Origin of the sequence: Klebsiella quasivariicola, from assembly GCF_002269255.1 — a bacterium.
Classification (GTDB): Bacteria; Pseudomonadota; Gammaproteobacteria; order Enterobacterales; family Enterobacteriaceae; genus Klebsiella; species Klebsiella quasivariicola.
The window spans coordinates 4,242,544-4,263,330 of record NZ_CP022823.1; the positions used below are offsets into that span (position 1 = coordinate 4,242,544).

At 56.9% G+C, this 20,787-nt stretch carries 17 protein-coding genes; 3 read left to right on the forward strand and 14 right to left on the reverse strand.

The genetic code is table 11. From position 1 onward, the window contains the following. Nucleotides 1-23 precede the first annotated feature (23 nt). From amtB to B8P98_RS21515, 5 genes are all read right to left on the reverse strand, one after another. Nucleotides 24-1,310 (reverse strand): ammonium transporter AmtB, encoded by a 1,287-nt coding sequence (gene amtB, locus B8P98_RS21495; protein WP_004152876.1) that lies wholly within the window; start codon nt 1,308-1,310, stop codon nt 24-26. Nucleotides 1,311-1,343: 33 nt separating this feature from the next. Continuing rightward, entirely contained in the window at nt 1,344-1,682 is a 339-nt protein-coding gene (glnK, locus tag B8P98_RS21500; RefSeq protein WP_002891893.1) for a P-II family nitrogen regulator, read from the reverse strand. Nucleotides 1,683-1,925: 243 nt separating this feature from the next. Beyond that, complete coding sequence (locus B8P98_RS21505) at nt 1,926-3,704, reverse strand: SmdB family multidrug efflux ABC transporter permease/ATP-binding protein (RefSeq protein WP_025710668.1); 1,779 nt, start codon at nt 3,702-3,704, stop codon at nt 1,926-1,928. Then, entirely contained in the window at nt 3,697-5,469 is a 1,773-nt protein-coding gene (locus B8P98_RS21510) for a SmdA family multidrug ABC transporter permease/ATP-binding protein (RefSeq protein WP_025710667.1), read from the reverse strand. Before B8P98_RS21510 ends, B8P98_RS21505 begins: the two co-directional genes overlap by 8 nt. A gap of 43 nt (nt 5,470-5,512) precedes the next feature. Further along, on the reverse strand, nt 5,513-5,971 hold the full coding sequence (locus B8P98_RS21515) for an Lrp/AsnC family transcriptional regulator (protein ID WP_002891873.1): 459 nt from the start codon (nt 5,969-5,971) through the stop codon (nt 5,513-5,515). Between the two features lie 115 nt (nt 5,972-6,086). On the opposite strand from B8P98_RS21515, the gene B8P98_RS21520 reads away from it, so the two are divergent. Then, nucleotides 6,087-7,139: a PLP-dependent cysteine synthase family protein gene (locus B8P98_RS21520; RefSeq protein ID WP_025710666.1), complete on the forward strand. Its 1,053-nt coding sequence runs from the start codon at nt 6,087-6,089 to the stop codon at nt 7,137-7,139. 44 nt (nt 7,140-7,183) lie between these two features. Here the strand turns inward: B8P98_RS21520 and cof are convergent, their stop codons facing one another. Continuing rightward, entirely contained in the window at nt 7,184-8,002 is an 819-nt protein-coding gene (gene cof, locus B8P98_RS21525) for an HMP-PP phosphatase (RefSeq protein ID WP_025710665.1), read from the reverse strand. Between the two features lie 127 nt (nt 8,003-8,129). On the opposite strand from cof, the gene B8P98_RS21530 reads away from it, so the two are divergent. Next, nucleotides 8,130-9,824 (forward strand): SgrR family transcriptional regulator, encoded by a 1,695-nt coding sequence (locus B8P98_RS21530; protein WP_080897006.1) that lies wholly within the window; start codon nt 8,130-8,132, stop codon nt 9,822-9,824. A 72-nt stretch (nt 9,825-9,896) separates the two neighbouring features. After that, on the forward strand, nt 9,897-10,598 hold the full coding sequence (gene queC / locus B8P98_RS21535) for a 7-cyano-7-deazaguanine synthase QueC (protein WP_025710664.1): 702 nt from the start codon (nt 9,897-9,899) through the stop codon (nt 10,596-10,598). A gap of 111 nt (nt 10,599-10,709) precedes the next feature. Here queC and B8P98_RS21540 read toward each other — a convergent pair whose 3' ends face one another. The 8 genes from B8P98_RS21540 to tig all read right to left on the reverse strand — a co-directional run bounded on the left by B8P98_RS21540 (nt 10,710) and on the right by tig (nt 20,606). Next, nucleotides 10,710-11,111, reverse strand: coding sequence for a YbgC/FadM family acyl-CoA thioesterase (locus B8P98_RS21540; protein ID WP_008805405.1), 402 nt, complete (start codon nt 11,109-11,111; stop codon nt 10,710-10,712). A gap of 111 nt (nt 11,112-11,222) precedes the next feature. Beyond that, the gene (locus tag B8P98_RS21545; RefSeq protein WP_080897007.1) at nt 11,223-11,591 is read right to left on the reverse strand and encodes a helix-hairpin-helix domain-containing protein; all 369 of its coding nucleotides are present in this window, start codon (nt 11,589-11,591) and stop codon (nt 11,223-11,225) included. A 148-nt stretch (nt 11,592-11,739) separates the two neighbouring features. Beyond that, complete coding sequence (gene ppiD, locus B8P98_RS21550) at nt 11,740-13,614, reverse strand: peptidylprolyl isomerase (RefSeq protein WP_025710662.1); 1,875 nt, start codon at nt 13,612-13,614, stop codon at nt 11,740-11,742. 214 nt (nt 13,615-13,828) lie between these two features. Beyond that, nucleotides 13,829-14,101 carry a nucleoid-associated protein HU-beta gene (hupB, locus tag B8P98_RS21555; protein WP_002444653.1) on the reverse strand — a complete coding sequence of 91 codons (273 nt, stop codon included), beginning with the start codon at nt 14,099-14,101 and terminating at the stop codon, nt 13,829-13,831. A 209-nt stretch (nt 14,102-14,310) separates the two neighbouring features. After that, on the reverse strand, nt 14,311-16,665 hold the full coding sequence (gene lon, locus B8P98_RS21560; protein ID WP_023288614.1) for an endopeptidase La: 2,355 nt from the start codon (nt 16,663-16,665) through the stop codon (nt 14,311-14,313). A gap of 183 nt (nt 16,666-16,848) precedes the next feature. Then, entirely contained in the window at nt 16,849-18,123 is a 1,275-nt protein-coding gene (gene clpX / locus B8P98_RS21565; protein ID WP_002891807.1) for an ATP-dependent protease ATP-binding subunit ClpX, read from the reverse strand. 250 nt (nt 18,124-18,373) lie between these two features. After that, the gene (gene clpP / locus B8P98_RS21570; RefSeq protein WP_002891804.1) at nt 18,374-18,997 is read right to left on the reverse strand and encodes an ATP-dependent Clp endopeptidase proteolytic subunit ClpP; all 624 of its coding nucleotides are present in this window, start codon (nt 18,995-18,997) and stop codon (nt 18,374-18,376) included. 310 nt (nt 18,998-19,307) lie between these two features. After that, nucleotides 19,308-20,606 (reverse strand): trigger factor, encoded by a 1,299-nt coding sequence (tig, locus tag B8P98_RS21575; RefSeq protein WP_025710660.1) that lies wholly within the window; start codon nt 20,604-20,606, stop codon nt 19,308-19,310. Nucleotides 20,607-20,787: the final 181 nt, after the last annotated feature.

Genomic DNA, 20,787 nt, shown 5'->3' on the forward strand with positions numbered 1-20,787 from the left:
TGCTACAGGGAGAAGGGGTTTTGTCAGGCGTTGTAGGCGTTTTCGCCATGGCTGTTGACGTCCAGCCCTTCGCGTTCCTGCTCTTCCGGCACGCGCAGCCCGACGGTCATGTCCGCCACTTTATAACCGATGAAAGCCACCACGCCGGACCAGACTACGGTGATGGCGATACTTTCCAGCTGCACCAGCAGTTGATGGCCCATGGTGACACCTTCCGCATAACCGACGCCGCCGAGAGACGTCGCCGCGAAGATACCGGTCAGGATACAGCCGACGATGCCGCAGACGCCGTGAACGCCAAAGACGTCGCAAGGGTCATCCACACGCAGCCAGCGCTTCAGCGCGGTCACACCCCAGATACCGGCCAGACCAGAGGCGATCCCGACAATCAGCGCCCCGCCGACACCGATATAGCCACACGCTGGCGTCACGCCGACCAGACCGGCAATCGCCCCTGAGCAGGCGCCCAGCAGAGAAGGTTTGCCACGCAGGGCCCATTCGCCAAAGGTCCACGCCAGGATAGCCGCGGCAGTCGCCACAACGGTGTTAACGAAGGCCAGGGCCGCAATTTCATTCGCTGCGCTGGCAGAGCCGGCGTTGAAGCCGAACCAGCCCACGTAGAGGATAGCGGTGCCAGTGAATACCATCGGCAGGTTATGCGGTTTGAACGCTTCTTTGCCGAAGCCCACGCGTTTACCCATCATATAGGCGCCCACCAGCCCGGCGACCGCGGCGTTGATGTGCACAACAGTGCCGCCGGCGAAGTCCAGCGCGCCATGCGTCGCCAGCAGACCGCCGCCCCAGACCATATGCGCAATCGGCACGTAGGAGAGCGTCATCCACACCACCACGAAGATCAGTACCGCGGAGAAACGAATACGTTCCGCCAGCGCCCCAACAATCAGCCCGACGGTGATGCAGGCAAACGAGCCCTGGAAGGCCACGTGGATATACTGATAGAAGGTGCCCATCAGCGCTTTCAGCTCAATGTTTTTCAGCATTACCCAGTCAAAGCTGCCGAAGAAGCTGCCGCCGGTGCCGAAGGCCAGGGTATAGCCATAAATCACCCACAGTACGCAGACCAGGCCAAAGGTGACAATCACCTGCGTCAGCATGGACAGAACGTTTTTGCCGCGGATCAGCCCGCCGTAAAACAACGCGATCCCCGGGATAGTCATAAACAGAACCAGCGCGGTGCAAATCATCATAAACGCGTTATCGGCTTTGTCCGCTACCGCAGGCGCGGCCATCGCCAGCCCCGGAAGAAGGGCTAATGCCCCCAGACCCGATTTCATTGTTGCCATTTTCATTGTTTCGTTCCCCATCACTGTGTGGTCTGGAAATTACAGTGCCGCTTCGTCAGCTTCGCCGGTACGGATGCGAATGACGCGCTGCAATTCAGCGACGAAAATTTTGCCGTCGCCAATTTTTCCGGTATAAGCCGCTTTGCTGATGACATCGATGACTTCATCCAGCTGATCGTCGGCAATCGCCACATCAATCTTCACTTTTGGCAGAAAGTTGACGCTATATTCGGCGCCGCGGTAGAGCTCCGCGTGACCTTTTTGACGGCCAAATCCTTTGACTTCAGTGACCGTCAGGCCCTGAATGCCGATGGAAGACAAGGCTTCACGCACGTCTTCCAGTTTGAATGGTTTGATTACCACGGTAACCAGCTTCATAAGTCCCCTCCAGTCAGTATTCGGTAATGGCCGCAGCTAACACGATGGATATAAAGCAAGGGCTATGCCAGAAATGAAAAAAGGCCGCAGAGCGGCCCTTTGATGGCAAAAAACAGGGGACAGGTCAGGCAATAGCCTGCGCAAAGAGATTTGTTGCGTAAAAATGCACCACAACGGTGCATTTCATGTAGCGTTTTTGCACCATGGCAGGCCGCCCTGTTTTCGCTGCCTGCTGGTGGTGCATCAGGCGCTGAGCGACTCTTCCCGGGCGCTGGCCGCCAGCTCTTCGCCGGCCAGCTGCAGCTGATACATCTGCCAGTAACGGCCTTTCGCCGCCAGCAGTTGCTGATGAGTGCCCCGCTCAACGGCCTGACCGCGATGGAGGACCAGAATGGTATCGGCCTCGACGATGGTCGACAGCCGATGGGCAATGACGACCAGAGTGGTATGCTGGCGAACCTTTGCCAGCGCTTGCTGAATAGCCTGTTCAGTGCCGGAGTCGATGTTGGCGGTCGCCTCGTCCAGAATCAGGACCTGCGGGGTCTCCACCAGCACGCGCGCCAGCGCCAGCAGCTGTTTCTGCCCGACGGAGAGATTATTGCCCTGCTCGCCCAGCTGAGTGTACAGGCCATCGCTCATGCTGCGTGCCACCGCCGCCAGCTGCACTGCCTCCAGCGCTTCCCAGACCTGGGTTTCACTGATGTCCCGGCCCAGCGCGACGTTAGCGTAGAAGGTATCCGCCAGCACCACCGGATCCTGTTGCACCATCGCGATGCCCCGACGCAATGCGCTGTGGCTGAGGGACGCGAGCGGCCGTCCATCGATGCGGATCTCCCCGTGGGTTAACGGGTAATAGCCCATCATCAGGCTGGCGAGGGTACTCTTGCCGCTGCCGGTATGTCCGACCAGCGCCACGAAGCTGCGGGAGGGAATATCCAGCGTGATATCCTGCAGGACCAGACGGTCTCCCCGGTAGGCAAAGGAGAGATGGTCAATTTCCACCCGGCCGCTGCCCAGCGGCGCGTCATCCGAACCCCACGCCTGGCGCGGGCGATCCATCAGCTCAAAAACGCGTTCGCCGGCGACCACCGCCTGCTGCAGCATCGACTGCTGGGTGGTCAGCTCGATAAGCGGCTCGTTAAGGCGCCCAAGATAGCTGATAAACGCGTACAGGACCCCGACCTCGATCGTGCCCGCCGCGCTAAAGCCAAACAGCATCAGCAGCCCGCACAGCACCAGCGAGGAAAAAAGGCTCAGCAGCGGGCGCAGCAGAAAACCGTCGAGGCGCAGCGTCTGCATTCGCGCCATATAGTGGGCATAGCTGGCCTCGCGCATCCGTTCGCCAAAGCGCGCCTGCTGGCGAAACTGCTGGATCACCCCCATGCCGTTAATGACTTCGTTGAAACCATCGTTGATATCGGCAAGCCAGGCGCGCACCCGGCGCACAATCGGCGTGCTGTAGCGCTGATAGATGATCATTACGATCAGCACCGCCGGGAAGATCGCAATCGCTACCAGCGCCATCCGCCAGTCGAGGCTAAACATCGCCACCAGCATCGCGCCGATCAGCGCCGCGCTGCGCAGTACCGTCGCCACCACCGTCACGTACAGATCGCGAATGACTTCGGTATCGTTGGTCACCCGTGAGATAAGTTGCCCAACCGGCTGGGTATCAAACTCGCTGAGCGGCTGATGCAGGGCGGCATCCATTACATCGCTACGCAACTGCTGGACGACGCCGACCGCGGCGCGGTTAAACAACAGCGACTGGTTATAGTGCAGTAACGCCGCCAGCAGCTGCAGGCCAATATAGGCTGCCGCCAGGCCTGCCACCAGCTTCAGGGGCAGCGTATGTTTCGCCACCATATTGTCGATAAAATAGCTGATGAGCAGCGGGCCGCTCACTTCCGCCGCCGCCGCGATCCACATCATCCCCACCGCGATGGCCAGCGGCTTACGCCACGGTGAACCATAGGCCAGCAGACGTTTAAGCGTCGGCCAGAGTTCCGTAAAGCTACGCATCCAGGGCCTCCTCTTGCGCCTGCGGAACCTCATCGAGCGCCGCCTCAAGCTGCTGATAACGATACATATCGCGATACCAGCCGGGCTGCACGGCCAGCGCCTCATGGCGGCCACGCTGGGCAATATGCCCATGCTGCAGCACCAGAATTTCGCTGGCCTCGGTCAGCGCCGACAGCCGGTGGGCGCTGATGATCACCGTTCGCCCCTCCCCCCACTGGCGCAGGTTGTGCAGGATCTGGTGCTCGGTGCGGCCATCCACCGCCGATAAGGCATCGTCGAGGATCAGTATTTCGGCCTCCAGCAGCAGGGCGCGGGCGATAGAGATGCGCTGTTTCTGACCGCCAGAGAGCATCACGCCGCGCTCGCCCACTTCGGTCTCGTAGCCCTGAGGTAGTCGCAGAATGTCGTCATGCACGCTGGCCAGCCGCGCCACCCGCTCAATCTGTTCCGCCGTCGCATCCGGTTTTCCCAGCGCGATATTATTGGCGACGGTGTCGGAGAATAAAAACGGCGTCTGATTGACTACCGCCAGCCGGGCGCGCCAGCTGTCGAGCTGCAGACGCGGCAGCGGCAGATCGTGAAAGCGGATCTCGCCGCTGGTGACGTCAAAATGACGTTGCAGCAGCGCCAGAATGGTGCTTTTGCCGGCGCCCGTCGGCCCGCAGATGCCCAGCATTTGCCCGGGCTGGAGGGTAAAATTAACCTGCTCCAGCGAAGGTTTGCTCGCCTGCGGATAGCTGAAATCACGGATGGCGACCTGCAGAACGCCGCGGCCTGCCGGCACTGTCTCGGTCCCGTCGTCCACCGCCGGTGCCTCTTCGAGCATCGTGCGGATACGGCCATAGGCCGCGCTACCGCGCTCCACGATGTTAAACATCCACGCCAGCGCCAGCATTGGCCAGATCATCAGGCCAAGATACATCACGAAGCTGGTCAGCTGGCCCAGCGTCAGGCTGCCGTGGATCACCATCCAGCTGCCGCCGCCGATGGCCAGCAGATTAGCCGCCCCGATGGCGATATAGATGGTGGGGTCGAAGCGGGCGTCAATGCGCGCCACGCGCATATTTTTTGCGCCGGTATCGGCTGCATCGGCGGCAAACTGCGCCGACTGGCGATCCTCCAGCCCAAACGCCTTGATCATGCGAATGCTGGTCAGGCTCTCCTGCGTACGATCGTTGAGGCTGGAAAAGGCCGCCTGAGCCACGCGGAAACGTTCATGAAGCGCGTCGCCGTTGCGTTTAATCGCCAGGGCCATCAGCGGCATCGGCAGCAGCGCCAGCAGGGTGAGCTGCCAGCTAATCTGCGTCGACATCACAATCAATACCGCACAGCCCATCACCAGCGAATCCACCAGGGTTAATACCCCTTCGCCGGCGGCAAACACCACCCGGTCCACGTCATTGGTGGCGCGGGCGATCAGATCCCCGGTGCGATGGCGCAAATAGAACGCCGGATGCTGGCGACTCAATTGCCGATAAAAATCTTCCCGCAGCTCGACCGCCAGCTGATAAGAAGCACCGAACAGCAGTACACGCCAGACATAGCGCAGCAGGTAGACCATCACCGCGATCAGCACCAGCGCGCCAATCCACATCCACACCTTCTCTGCGGTGTAATGTTGTTGCGTCACACCGTCCACCACAATGCCCACCACCTTCGGCGGAATAAGCTGCAGAACGGCAATAATGGCCAGCAGAGCAATCGCGCCAAGATAGCGGCGCCACTCCCGGCGGAAGTACCAGCTGAGTTGAGCAAATAATCGCAAGCAGTAAGATCCTGAATTTTTAATAGGTTACGGCACAATACCGTTATTCGACAGGCAAGGCGGTGGTATATTTTATCTGTTCCATAGCAAAACTCGAAGTGACATCCGACAGACCAGGCACGCTGTTCACTAAACGTTTATAAAAGTCGTCATAGCGTTTCATATCGGCCACCTGCACCCGCAGCAGGTAGTCATACTCACCCGCCATCCGCCAGAAGCCGAGCACTTCCGCCATCTGCGTCACTTCGCTAACGAACTGACAATACCAGTCGCTGCTGTGATGTTGGGTCTTGATGAGGACAAACGCCGTCAGCCCCAGCCCCACCTTTTCCGCGTCCAACAGGGCGACACGCCCGCGGAGAATCCCCTCATCTTCGAGCCGTTTCAGGCGTTTCCAGCAGGGGGTAGTGGTCAGATTAACGGCATCGGCCAGCGCCTGCAAAGAGAGGGTGCAATCTTCCTGCAGCAGCGCCAGCAGCTTACGGTCAATTTTATCTAGCATAGGGCATCCAGGGAGAAAATTTTGCTCTCATAATGGTAATCCACAGGCTAAATGGCAACAATTTTTCCTGCGCTTTCCGCTAAGCTAGGCACAAAATGACAAACAGGAAATCACGATGAACAGCGCCTGGGTTAAACATGCCATTAGTGAAATCAACGCCGACTATCAGCGCTCTGCCGACACGCACCTGATCCGTCTGGCGCTACCCGCATTTCCGGGGATCCCCCTCTATCTGAAAGATGAAAGCACCCACCCCACCGGCAGCCTGAAGCATCGCCTGGCGCGGTCGCTGTTTCTCTATGGTTTGTGCAACGGCTGGATCAAAGAAGGTACGCCCATTATTGAGTCCTCCTCAGGGTCAACCGCCGTTTCGGAGGCTTATTTCGCCCGGCTGTTGGGGCTGCCGTTTATCGCTGTGATGCCTTACTGCACCGCCAAACGCAAAATCGAACAGATCGAATTTTACGGCGGACGCTGCCATTTCGTGCAGAGCGCCTGCGAAATCTACGACGCGTCCGAAACGCTGGCCCGCGAGCTGAACGGCCATTATATGGATCAATTCACCTTTGCCGAGCGGGCCACCGACTGGCGCGGCAATAACAATATCGCCGACAGTATTTTTCGCCAGATGAGCCATGAGCCGCACCCGCAGCCATCATGGATCGTCATGAGCGCCGGCACCGGCGGCACCTCGGCCACCATTGGCCGCTATATTCGCAGCCAGGGCCATGAGACGCAGCTGATGGTCGTTGACCCGCAGAATTCGGTCTTCCTCGACTACTGGCAAACCCGCGACGCCAGCCTGCGCAGCCCGGTCGGCAGCAAAATTGAAGGCATCGGCCGCCCACGCGTCGAACCGTCGTTTATTCCCGACGTCGTTGACGAGATGCTACGCGTGCCGGATGCGGCGAGTGTGGCGACTGCGCTATGGCTCGAAACGCAGCTTGGGCGCAAGGTCGGCGCCTCGACCGGCACCAATATGTGGGGCGTATTGCAGCTGGCCGCGAGGATGCGCGAAGAAGGACGCACCGGCTCTATTGTGACGCTCCTGTGCGACAGCGGTGAACGTTACCTGGAAAGCTATTACAACCCACAGTGGGTGGCGGATAACATCGGCGATATTGCGCCCTGGCAGGCGGAGATCGCCGGTCTGGTCGAAAGGCGATAAAAAAAGCCAGATAGAAAACTATCTGGCTTGCTGGAAGAGTCTCTCTATTCGGGGGAATAAGGAAGATCAGGGTTATCCAGCCAATGCGTTAAAAAGTGGGAGACCGCCTGATGACGGCAGTCACCGATCACCGGTAGATGCGGCAGCTCGGCTTTCAGCTGCGGCATCGCGTTGCCCATGATAAAACCCCGCCCAACGCTGCTCAGCATCTCGCGATCGTTCATGGCATCGCCAAACGCCATGCACTCCTGCAAGGTGAAGCCTAAGTGCTGGCTGAGCACCGCCAGCGCTGCGCCTTTGTTGCAGCCAACCGGCAGCACCTCCAGACAGTCCATCGCCGAGAAGCAGAGAAACGCGCGCTCGCCCAGCGCCTCATTCAGCTGGATCCGCAGGCGGTGGAGATCGTCATGATCGCCGCAGAAACAGATCTTGGTGACATGCTGCGCCGACATGCGTTGCGGATCGCACAGTTGATAGTGAAAGCCGCTGAAGACATGCGCTTGCAACAATTCAGGCCGTGCCTGACCGGTGAACCAGCCGCCATCGTTAAACACATGCATGCTGGCCTGCGTATCCCATTTGCTGTGCAGCACCACTTCCGCCGCCTCGGGATCGAGATCCTGGCGATAAAGCTCCTCCCCTTCCAGCGAATGGATGCGCGTTCCGTTGCCGGTGATCAGAAATGCATCAAGGGAAAATTCGCCAATCACATGGTGCATCTCCAGCACATGGCGACCGGTAGCGAACGTCAGGGTGATATCGCGTTCGCGCAGCCGGTTCAGTGCGTTGAGCGTCTTTTCGCCGAGACGATGGTTCGGCATCAGCAGAGTGCCGTCCATATCAAATGCGGCCAGTTTTGCCATGGTGTATTCCCCGATGTGTGATGGGCTTCGCTTGTGTTGCAGTATCACCTGGGATATACGGAAGTAATAGTGAATAGATATTATTAATTGTTCCGGGTTTACAGCAACCCAGCGGACGGCGGCCCTTATGCGACTCTTACACCGTTTAAATCAATACCAGCGTCTATGGCAGCCCTCAGCCGGAGCGCCGCAGCAGGTCACTGTCGGCGAACTGGCGGAACGCTGTTTTTGCAGCGAACGCCACGTCCGCACTTTACTGCGTCAGGCGCAGGAGGCGGGGTGGTTAAGCTGGCAGGCCAGCTCCGGGCGCGGCAAGCGCGGACTGCTCTTTTTTCACAAAACCCCGGAACGTCTGCGTAACGAGATGATGGAGCAGGCGCTGAGCAAAGGCCAGCAGCAGAACGCGCTGGAGCTGGCGCAACTGGCCCCGGTGGAGCTGAAAGCCCTGCTTCATCCTTTCCTCGGCGGTCAATGGCAAAACAATACCCCAACGCTGCGTATTCCTTACTATCGCCCGCTGGAGCCGCTGCGACCCGGCTTTCTGCCCGGACGCGCCGAACAGCATCTGGCCGGGCAGATCTATGCCGGGCTGACGCGCTTCGACGAAGGCGACAACATGCCGATCGGCGATCTGGCGCATCACTGGCAGGTCTCCCCGGACGGCCTGCGCTGGCAGTTTTATATCCGCTCCACGCTGTGCTGGCACAACGGCGACACGGTGGAAACCACACACCTACGGCAGCGGTTACTGCTGCTGCTTGAACTGCCCGCCTTACGCACCCTTTTCGCCAGCATCAGCCGTATCGATGTCACTCACGCCCAGTGTCTAACCATTACCCTGCATCGTCCTGACTACTGGCTACCGTTCCGCCTGGCCAGCTACTGCAGCGTGCTGGCGCATCCTGACGATCCGACTATCGGCTGCGGGCCGTTCCGTCTGAAGCGGTTTAGTCCGGAACTCGTCCGCCTGGAAAACCATCCCCGCTACCACCTGCAGCATCCGCTGATCCAGGCGGTGGAGTACTGGATCACCCCCCAACTCTTCGACCGCGATCTCGGGACCAGCTGCCGTCATCCGGTGCAGATCACCATCGGCGATCGCGAAGAGCTGCATAATCTGCGCCAGGTCAGCAACAGCATCAGCCTTGGCTTCTGCTATTTGACCCTGCGCCACAGCCCTCGGCTTAGCAAAGCGCAGGCCCAGCGGCTGGTATCGATCATTCACCGCTCGTCGCTGCTGGAAACGCTGCCGCTGGACGAGGATCTGATTACGCCAAGCCATGAGGTACTGCCGGGATGGTCCATCCCGCAGGGACCGGAAAACAACGCGGTACCGCTGCCGGCCAGGCTCACCCTGCTCTATCATCTGCCGGTCGAGCTTCATGCCATGGCTGAGCAGCTCAGACTGCGGCTGTCTGTTCTGGGCTGCGAGCTGACGCTGCTGTTTCATGACGCCAAAAACTGGGAAGGCTGTCAGCATCTGGGCCAGGCCGATCTGATGATGGGCGACCGACTGATCGGCGAAGCGCCGGAATACGCGCTCGAACAGTGGCTGCGCTGCGATATGCTGTGGCCCAATTTGCTGACCGGGGCGCAATATGCCCATCTGCAGGCGACATTAGACGCGGTGCAGGCGCAGCCCGAGGCCCGCAGCCGCAACGATGCGCTGCGCAACGTATTCAACAGTCTGATGGAAGACGCCATCATGACGCCGCTGTTCAAATATAACTATCGAATCAGCGCGCCACCGGGGGTCAATGGCCTGCGACTCAACGCGCGGGGCTGGTTCGACTTCGCCAGTGCCTGGCTGCCAGCCTCGTGAACGTGAGAGAGCTGGTCGCCGTGCGCGTCTGGCGCTACCATATCGCCTTTACTCATTTAGTCAGGAATTGCCATGAAACGCGCCGTAGTTGTCTTCAGCGGAGGACAAGATTCAACCACCTGTCTGGTGCAGGCTCTGCAACAGTATGATGAAGTGCATTGCGTCACTTTTGATTATGGCCAACGCCACCGCGCGGAAATCGATGTTGCGCGCGAACTCGCCCTGAAACTGGGCGCCGTCGCGCATAAAGTGCTGGACGTCACTCTGCTTAACGAACTGGCAGTCAGCAGCCTGACCCGCGATAACATTCCGGTACCCGACTATCAGCCTGATGCCGAGGGCATTCCCAACACCTTTGTCCCCGGGCGCAATATTCTGTTTTTAACCCTGACGGCAATCTACGCCTATCAGGTGAAAGCCGAAGCCATCATCACCGGCGTGTGCGAGACCGACTTCTCCGGCTACCCGGACTGCCGGGATGAGTTTGTCAAAGCGCTGCACCACGCCGTAAGCCTGGGGATGGCAAAAGACATTCGCTTTGAAACGCCGCTGATGTGGCTCAACAAAGCCGAGACCTGGGCGCTGGCCGACTACTGGGGCCAGTTGGATCTGGTGCGTCGGGAAACCCTCACCTGCTACAACGGCATTAAGGGCGATGGCTGCGGCCAGTGCGCCGCCTGCAACCTGCGCGCTAACGGCCTTAACCAGTATCTGGGGGACAAGGTCGGCGTGATGGCGGTGATGAAGCAAAAAACCGGGCTGACACAGGCATAGCCTCTGGGAAGCGATGTACCGGCGCTTTCACTCAAATTCCCCGGTGGCGCTATGCTTACCGGGGCTACGGGTTCATCACCTGCCGTGGGCCCGTTACTCCCACGACGGTTGTCAGCGCAAGTTCATCTGGTCAAGTTTCTCACGCAGTTCTCCCTCCAGCGGCAGCGCCTTCTGGGTTTTTAAATCAATACAGACGAAGGTAATTAGCGCATCGGCCACCACTTCGCCATTGGGGTTGAGAGTGACTACCTGGCTGAGGGTACCGCTTTTGCCGTTGAGTTGCTCCAGTTTACTGCTCACCGTCAGCACATCGCCTAAAACCGCTGGGCGACGGTAATTAATATTGATGTTCACCACCACGAAGGCGATGTTTTTCTCCATCATCCACTGAAACGCAGGGCTGTTCTCCAGGCCATCCCAGCGGGCCTCCTCAAGGAACTCCAGGTAGCGTGCGTTATTCACATGCTGATAGACGTCCAGATGATAGCCACGAACTTTAATTTGTGTCTGCATAGCACCAATGCCTTTCTGTTATTGTTGTTTATGAGGTAAGAGGTCACACCACTTGATGCAACCTCTTTATCCTGGCAAAAAATCACCGCTGTGCAAGCGCTGGCATAAAATTTACAGCGTCAGATGAGCTAAATTGCGCTCCACCAGCGCGCTCCCCATCCCCGGCACCTGCTTCAAATCATCAAGGGTTTTGAACGGCCCATACTCTTCTCGGTAGCTGACAATCGCCTGGGCTTTTTTCAGGCCTACACCATTCAGTGCCTGAGCCAGCTGTTCGGCACTGGCACGGTTAATGCTGACCTTTGTCGCCCCGTTGTCGGCCTCCCCCGGCACCGCTTCCGCCTTCGCCGAAGCGGTCGCCTGCACATTTTCTTTATTCACCGCCGCTTTGCCGCTGGCGGGGGCAGCCAGCGCGCCCTGTACGCCTACCGCGAAAACCAGAACGCTCGCGGCCATCAGTGCTTTTATTCCATATTTCATGCTGATATCTCCTTGTGTGTAGACAGCAAGGTCACGATAGCGTCAGTGCGGATGGCCGACAAAAGGCAAATCACAGAAATGGAAAGGGCCGCGAAAGCGGCCCTTGAGGATTACATCGTGTTGCTCATTTTTGCGAGACGACGCGAAATTACTGCTGCTGGTCGATGCTGTCGCCGAGCTTAATTTTCGCTGCCTTACGCAGGTTGCTCATCAGCGCTTCGAAAGCAATTTGAGCGTTGTTCTGGGTAATCCCCTGAACCATAGCCTTCTTCTGCTCTTCCGGCATGTTGCCTGCTTTCACTTCATCCAGCGCCACCAGCACCACATCGCCTTGCATATTGCTGCCAACGCCGTAGACAGGTTTGCCCTGCTGCGGCAGCGGCAGAGTGAATGCCAGCTGGCTCAGCGGATCCTGGCCGGTACGGGAGAGCGTCTGCGGCGCGCCAAAGCTCAGGCCAGCCGCTTTCATCGCTTCATCGCCTTTGCCGTCTTTCAGCGCCGCCAGCAGCTTGTCGGCGTCCAGTTTCGCCTGCTGTTCCGCTTTATTGTGCTTAACCATATCGCTAACCTGCGCCTTCACTTCGGCCAGCGGTTTCACCGCTTCGGCTTTGTGCTCGCTGATGCGCAGAACAAATGCGCGATCGCCGTCAACGGTAATGATGTCGGAGTTGCTGCCCGGCGCGCCGTTCTCACCCACCAGACCGCCGTTGAAGATAGCGTCAGCGACCGGTTTAAAGTTCAGCTCTTCCGGCAGGTTATCGCGGCCAAACCAGCCGGTTTCGACGACCTTAAGACCGGCAACCTGCGCCGCGCCTGCCAGCGATTCATTATCGTTGCTGGCCGCATCGCTCACCTTCTGCTGCAGCGCATAGTAAGCATCCAGCGCTTTCTCCTGCTTCACTTTCGCCGCAATGTCATTGCGCACGTCAGCCAGCGGTTTGACCTGGGCTGGCTGCACGTCGTCCAGACGAGCCACCAGGAAGCCAACCGAGGATTTAATCACGCCGGAGAGCTGACCTTTTTCTTTCAGCCCGGCATCTTTCAGCTCAGGAACGGTAGAGGCATCTTCCATCCACCCCATATCGCCGCCGTTGCGGGCAGAGATAATGTCGGTCGATTTTTCTTTCGCCAGCGTGGCGAAGTCCGCCCCTTTTTGCAGTTCGGCCAGCACCGCTTTCGCATCAGCTTCGGTTTTGGTCTGGATCACGCTGTAGCGGTTGCGCTGCGGCTGAGTGAACTGATCCTTGTGCTGATCATACCAGGACTGAATCTCTTCGTCAGAGACACTTTCCTGCATGCTGGCGGCATCCATTTTGATATAGCTGACGCGGAACTGCTCCGGCGCCATAAAACGGGCCTGATTCTGCTGCCAGAAGGCGTTAATTTCCTCATCGCTGGCGGTCTGTTTTGCCGCCAGAGCGTTTACGTTGATGGTCGCTTCGCGAACGACCCGCTGCTGAGACACCAGCGCCGCCAGTTGATCGGATTCGCCCGGCAGCATGAAGTCGGTGCCGGCAATGGCGTTAATCAGCTGTTGGGTGGTCAGCTGGTTACGCAGCGCCTGGGCGTACTGATCGGTGGTCATCCCCATCTGGGCGACGATACCGCTGAAACGCTGGTTGTCGAACTTACCGTCTGTCTGGAACGCCTGAGTCTGGAAGATCGCCTGCTTCACCTGCTCATCGCTGATGCTGAGGCCCAGCTCACGGGCATACTGATCCAGAAGCGACTCATCGATCAGGCGATTCAGCACCTGCTGGCGCATAGTCTTCATGTAGTTTTCGTTCGCCGCCAGCTCGGAGAACTGGTCGCCAAGCTGCTGCTGCATACGGTTACGTTCGCTGGCGACGGCGTTTTCAAACTGCCCACGGCCAATCTCCTGGCCATTCACTTTTGCGGCATAGTTTTTGCCACCGCCAATCAGGTAACCACTCACCCCGGTCAAAATGAACGAGACGATAATGATACCGAAAATAATCTTGAGCACGACGCTGTTGGCGGCCGTGCGTAGGTTGTCCATCATGGTGTAACAACGCTCCGCTGTAGATGACTTTAGCTCGCGCAGCATAGCACGTGATGGCCGCCGCGCGTGAGGACGTATTTTGACAAGAAAACAGGGTGATTGTCAGCCCACAAGTAGCGATAAACACACATAAAGTGGTCTGAAAAGGCAATAAAAAAGGCACATCTCACGATGCGCCCTTGTACTTCGTCACATTCCCTGATGGGAAAGCCGATCAGTTCACCGCGTCTTTCAGCGCTTTACCAGCACGGAAGCCCGGTACTTTTGCGGCAGCGATAGTAATTTCTTTACCTGTTTGTGGGTTGCGACCAGTACGGGCGGCACGTTCTTTAACAGCAAAGGTACCAAAACCTACCAGCGCAACGTCATCCCCAGCCTGCAGAGATTCAGTAACAGAAGCGATTAAAGCATCTAACGCACGTCCAGCTGCAGCTTTAGAAATGTCCGCACCCGCAGCAATTTTGTCAATCAGTTGAGATTTATTCACTGTTCTCTTCCTCTCTTTATAATTTATATCGCACCTGAGTCCTTCATAGTGCGACCGCGCAGCAGTTATATCAGGACTGTCATGCCCTTACAACAGCAGTTGTCGATGACCCCCCTGCCAGCGATCTAAGTTAGCTACACAAAAAAAGGCTGGCAAGTGCGAAATGCCTTACCAGCCCTATTTTTATTAGCGCAATTTGCGCAGAATCACTATTTCGCGGTCACAACCTGCATGCCGAACGGTTCGTTCTGCAGCGCAAGTGTCAGAACTTCCTCGATTCGTTTCACCGGATGGATATCCAAATCGGCGATAACGTTATCTGGAATTTCTTCAAGGTCGCGTTTGTTCTCATCAGGAATCAGAACAGTCTTAATGCCGCCGCGATGCGCCGCCAACAGTTTTTCCTTCAGACCGCCGATCGGCAGTACCTGACCACGCAGGGTAATCTCCCCGGTCATCGCCACATCGGCGCGGACTGGGTTACCGGTCAGACAGGAGACCAGCGCCGTGCACATGGCAATACCCGCGCTCGGACCATCTTTCGGCGTCGCCCCTTCCGGTACGTGGACGTGAATATCACGCTTCTCGTAGAAGTCGGCGTTAATGCCCAGTTTGTCCGCCCGTGAACGCACCACGGTCAGCGCAGCCTGAATCGACTCCTGCATCACTTCACCCAGCGAACCAGTGTAGGTCAGCTTGCCTTTCCCCGGAACGCAGGCGGTTTCAATGGTCAGCAGATCGCCACCTACCTCCGTCCACGCCAGACCGGTCACCTGGCCGACGCGGTTCTCACTGTCGGCACGGCCATAGTCGAAGCGCTGTACGCCGAGATAATCATGCAGATTCTCACCGTTAATCTCGATGTGTTTCAGCGTCTTATCCAGCAGCAGCTGCTTAACGGCCTTACGGCACAGCTTGGAGATTTCACGCTCCAGGCTACGAACGCCCGCTTCCCGCGTGTAGTAACGAATAATGCCGATAATGGCGCTATCGTCGACGGTCAACTCGCCTTTCTTCAGCGCGTTACGTTCAATCTGCTTCGGCAGCAGGTGACGCTTCGCAATGTTCAGCTTTTCATCTTCGGTATAACCGGAGAGACGAATCACTTCCATACGGTCCAGCAGCGGCGCCGGAATGTTCATGGAGTTAGAGGTGGCCACAAACATTACGTCGCTGAGATCGTAATCCACTTCCAGATAGTGATCGTTAAAGGCCACGTTCTGTTCCGGATCCAGCACTTCCAGCAAGGCTGAAGCTGGGTCGCCGCGCATGTCGGAAGACATTTTGTCGATCTCATCCAGCAGGAACAGCGGGTTTTTGACCCCCACTTTTGCCATTTTCTGGATCAGTTTGCCCGGCATCGAGCCAATATAGGTGCGACGGTGACCGCGGATTTCCGCTTCATCGCGCACGCCACCTAACGCCATACGCACGTATTTACGTCCGGTCGCTTTGGCGATGGATTGACCCAGCGAGGTTTTACCTACCCCCGGCGGCCCCACCAGACAAAGGATCGGCCCCTTGATTTTATTCACCCGGCTCTGCACCGCGAGATATTCAAGGATGCGGTCCTTCACGCGCTCCAGACCATAGTGATCGGTATCAAGGATCTCCTGGGCCTGGCGCAGGTCTTTTTTGACCTTACTGCGCGCATTCCACGGCACCTGCACCATCCAGTCGATGTAGCCACGCACGACGGTCGCTTCGGCAGACATCGGCGACATCATCTTCAGCTTCTGCAGTTCCGCTTCGGTTTTTTCTTTCGCCTCTTTCGGCATTTTCGCCGCGTCGATCTTACGCTTCAGCGCTTCGTTTTCGTCCGGGGCGTCGTCCATCTCGCCGAGTTCTTTCTGAATCGCTTTCATTTGCTCGTTCAGATAGTACTCGCGCTGGGATTTCTCCATCTGCTTTTTGACGCGGTTGCGAATGCGCTTCTCAACCTGCAGCAGATCGATTTCCGATTCCATCATCGCCATCAGATATTCCAGACGTTCGTTGACGTCGGACATCTCAAGCACAGACTGTTTGTCAGCCAGCTTCAGCGGCATATGCGCCGCGATGGTATCCGCCAGACGCGCCGGATCGTCGATGCTGTTCAGCGACGTCAGCACTTCCGGTGGGATCTTTTTGTTCAGCTTGATATAGCCTTCAAACTGGCTGATAGCGGTACGAACCAGCACTTCCTGCTCGCGTTCGTCAATCGCCGGCGAATCGAGATACTCCGCTTTCGCCGAGAAATGTTCGCCATTATCAGACAGCGCAGAAATGCGAGCACGCTGCAGCCCTTCGACCAGCACCTTCACGGTGCCGTCCGGCAGCTTCAACATCTGCAAAATAGACGCCACGGTTCCAACGGTGAAAAGATCGTTTACACCCGGCTCATCCGTCGACGCTTCTTTCTGCGCAACCAGCATGATTTTTTTATCATGGTCCATGGCCGCTTCGAGGCAACGGATAGATTTTTCCCGCCCTACGAACAGGGGTATGACCATGTGCGGATAAACCACCACATCGCGCAATGGCAATACGGGGATTTCAATGCGTTCAGAACGCTCAGGATTCATAGAGCTCTCTCTTAGTTTAAAGTCCGCCAGGTAGCCGACGACGCCACACTCCACTGCATCGTCGTTAATATGTAATCCAGTATATGGGGATGTATTCCACACATTCAACGGCGGGAATGCAGGAAAAATAAAAGGGGAGATAAAATCCCCCCTTTTTGTTAACTGCTTGAGTGAATTGGCTAATTATTCACCAGATGCCTGCTGAGCTTCCGGTTTGCCGTAGATCAGCAGCGGCTTGCTCTGACCGGCGATAACCGACTCATCAATGACCACTTTTTCCACATCTTCCATGGAAGGCAGGTCATACATGGTATCCAGCAGCGCCGCTTCCACAATGGAACGCAGGCCACGGGCGCCGGTTTTACGCGCCATCGCTTTTTTGGCGATAGCATCCAGCGCTTCGTCGCGGAACTCAAGCTCTGCACCCTCAAGGCTGAACAGCGCCTGATACTGCTTGGTCAGGGCGTTTTTCGGCTCTTTCAGGATCTGGATCAGCGCTTCCTCGCTCAGTTCGTTCAGGGTCGCCACTACAGGCAAACGACCGATAAACTCCGGAATCAGACCAAACTTGATCAGATCTTCCGGCTCAACCTGGGCCAGCAGCTCGCCTTCGCTGGCTTTGTCTGACTTCGCTTTCACCGTCGCGCCAAAACCAATGCCGGAGCCGGTTTCAACGCGGTGAGAGATCACTTTGTCCAGGCCAGCAAATGCCCCGCCGCAGATAAACAGGATCTTGGAGGTATCAACCTGCAGGAACTCCTGTTGCGGATGTTTACGTCCGCCCTGCGGCGGAACGGCGGCGACGGTACCCTCGATAAGCTTCAGCAGCGCCTGCTGCACGCCTTCACCAGAGACGTCGCGGGTAATCGACGGGTTATCGGATTTACGCGAAATTTTGTCGATTTCGTCGATATAGACAATACCGCGCTGCGCTTTCTGCACGTCGTAGTCGCACTTCTGCAGCAGTTTCTGAATGATATTTTCGACGTCTTCACCCACATAACCCGCTTCGGTCAGGGTGGTGGCGTCTGCCATGGTAAACGGCACATCCAGCAGGCGCGCCAGCGTTTCCGCCAGCAGCGTTTTACCGGAGCCGGTCGGCCCGATCAGCAGGATGTTACTTTTACCCAGCTCTACGCCATTGCTGGTATCGCCATTGCGCAGACGTTTGTAGTGGTTGTATACCGCGACCGCCAACACTTTCTTCGCCTGTTCCTGACCGATGACGTAGTCATCAAGGTGGTGGCGAATCTCGTGCGGCGTCGGCAACGCGCTGCGCTCGCGGTGCGGCGCAACTTCTTTAATCTCTTCGCGAATGATGTCGTTACATAAATCAACGCATTCGTCGCAGATATACACGGATGGCCCGGCGATCAGCTTACGCACTTCATGCTGGCTTTTGCCGCAAAAAGAGCAATACAACAATTTGCCCGATCCATCTTTGCGTTTATCTGTCATGAGTCCAAACCTCTTTTTAAGTTCTTTGTGCCGCACACGACGACGCAAATGCCATTCTCAGGCGCAAGCCGCCATATAGCGTTGTGCCGCCCTTCATTAGTATATACACAAAATCCTTCGCGCTACATCGAGGCGGTGGCAAAGCCACCGGCCGCAAGCCTGCCCGGCAAGCGCCCGGTATAATACCCACCACCCACACTAACGTGGCGAGAAGGATGAAGCGTAAAGCGGCACCCTTGCGCCTGGGGCATCAATTACGATGGGTCAAAATAGAGTCGACCAACCCGTACTCCACGGCTTCCGCAGCAGACAGGAAGCGGTCACGCTCGGTGTCACGCTCAATCTGCTCAAGAGACTGGCCGGTATGATGCGCCATCAGCTCATTCATGCGTCCTTTCACCTTCAGGATTTCGCGGGCGTGGATCTCAATATCCGTCGCCTGTCCCTGATAGCCGCCCAGCGGCTGGTGGATCATCACGCGGGAGTTCGGCAGGCAGAAGCGCTTGCCTTTCGCCCCGGCGGTCAGCAGGAACGCGCCCATAGAAGCGGCCTGGCCCATACAGATGGTGCTGACGTCCGGCTTGATGAACTGCATGGTGTCATAAATTGACATCCCGGCGGTGATCACCCCGCCCGGAGAGTTAATGTACAGGTAAATGTCTTTTTCCGGGTTTTCCGCTTCCAGAAACAGCATCTGCGCCACGATCAGGTTGGCCATGTGGTCTTCAACCTGGCCGGTCAGAAAAATGACGCGTTCCTTAAGCAGACGGGAGTAGATATCAAAAGAACGTTCACCGCGTGAGGTCTGTTCAATGACCATCGGCACCAGGGCCATATGGGGTGCAAAGTTGTCTCGTTCGCCACTGTATGACATTTCCGTCTCCTGGAGTAATTTTAAAATACCTGCTGCACTGATTGTAACCTTACGGACGGATTATCAGCCACAGTTTCTATCCGCTGAACGCGTCACCGCCTCTTCAACACGCGTGCGATTGCGGATGCAGTTGCCTCCCCCGGTAATGGGGATGGTGTTGCCATATTTCAAGCATAACAAGCTTTTGCTGTAACGCTATCATGGTAAATGCGTTTTAGCATCGTGCCTTAGGCGTTCATTATCCTAAAAAAAAAACCCGCCGCCTTTCGGCAACGGGTTTTTGCTCGAACCTTAAACAATCGCGGCGAAATTACGCCTGCTGGTTCATCAGTTCGTTGAAGGAAGTGGCTTTTTCAGACACTTTGGCTTTCGCCAGCACGGCTTCAACAGCCTGCTCTTCCAGCGCCACGTTGCGCATGTTGTCCATCAGCTCTTTGTTCTTGCTGTAGAACTCAACCACTTCTGACGGATCTTCGTACGCAGAAGCCATCTCTTCGATCAGGGCTTTCACACGCTCTTCGTCAGCTTTCAGCTCGTTGGTGCGAATCACTTCGCCCAGCAGCAGACCAACAACGACGCGGCGTTTAGCCTGCTCTTCGAACAGCTCGCGCGGCAGTTCCAGGGCTTGTTTCTCGTTGCCGCCGAAACGCTGAGCAGCCTGGCGACGCAGTACGTCGATTTCGCTGTCGATCAGGGCCGCCGGAACGTCGATCTCGTTGGCTTTAACCAGACCTTCGATAGCCTGAGACTTCACGCGGTTACGCACAGCGCCTTTCAGCTCGCGCTCCATGTTTTTACGCACTTCAGCGCGCAGGCCAGCAACGGAACCATCTTCCACGCCGAAACGTTTGATGAATTCTTCGGTCAGCTCCGGCAGTTCGCGCTCTTCAACTTTTTTCAGGTTGATAACGAACTTAGCCGCTTTACCTTTCAGGTTTTCAGCGTGGTATTCTTCCGGGAAGGTCACGTCGATGGTGAACTCTTCACCCGCTTTATGGCCTTTGATACCGTCTTCGAAGCCCGGGATCATGCGACCCTGGCCCATCGCCAGTACGAAGTCAGAAGCTTTGCCGCCTTCGAACTCTTCGCCATCTACAGAACCGGTGAAGTCGATGGTAACGCGATCTTCAGCATCAACGGCGCCATCTTTTTCTTTCCAGGTCGCCTGCTGCTTGCGCAGGGTTTCCAGCATGGTATCAACGTCAGCGTCGGTGACTTCAACAACCGGTTTTTCAACTTCGATCGCGTCCAGACCCTGCAGTTCAACTTCCGGATACACTTCGAACTCTACCGCGTAGGTGAAGTCTTCGCCCAGCTTGTATTCGCCCGGAACGTAGTTCGGCGCGCCGGCCGGATTGATTTTTTCTTTGATGATCGCGTCAACGAAATGACGGCTCATCAGGTCACCCAGCACATCCTGGCGAACGGACGCGCCATAACGCTGAGCAACAACATTCATCGGCACTTTGCCTTTACGGAAGCCGTCAATGCGAACTTTTTTCGCTACGTTGACCAGCTCGCTTTTGACAGCATTCTCGATGCTGTCAGCGGCGATAGTAATCGTTACACGGCGCCCAAGGCCCTGAGTGGTTTCAACTGAAACTTGCATCTTGTTACCTCAAAAAAATCACAGTGCTCGGTCAACTCTGGAAGCGCGTGTAGGTGGCTTCGCAGAACCGGGATGCCCTCTTCAAATCAGAAACACATTCCCTGTCGTCAGAATCATCCCGAAGACATTCATATATAAGACGCGGCATTATAGCGGCATCACTTTTGTGAGTCGAGAACGG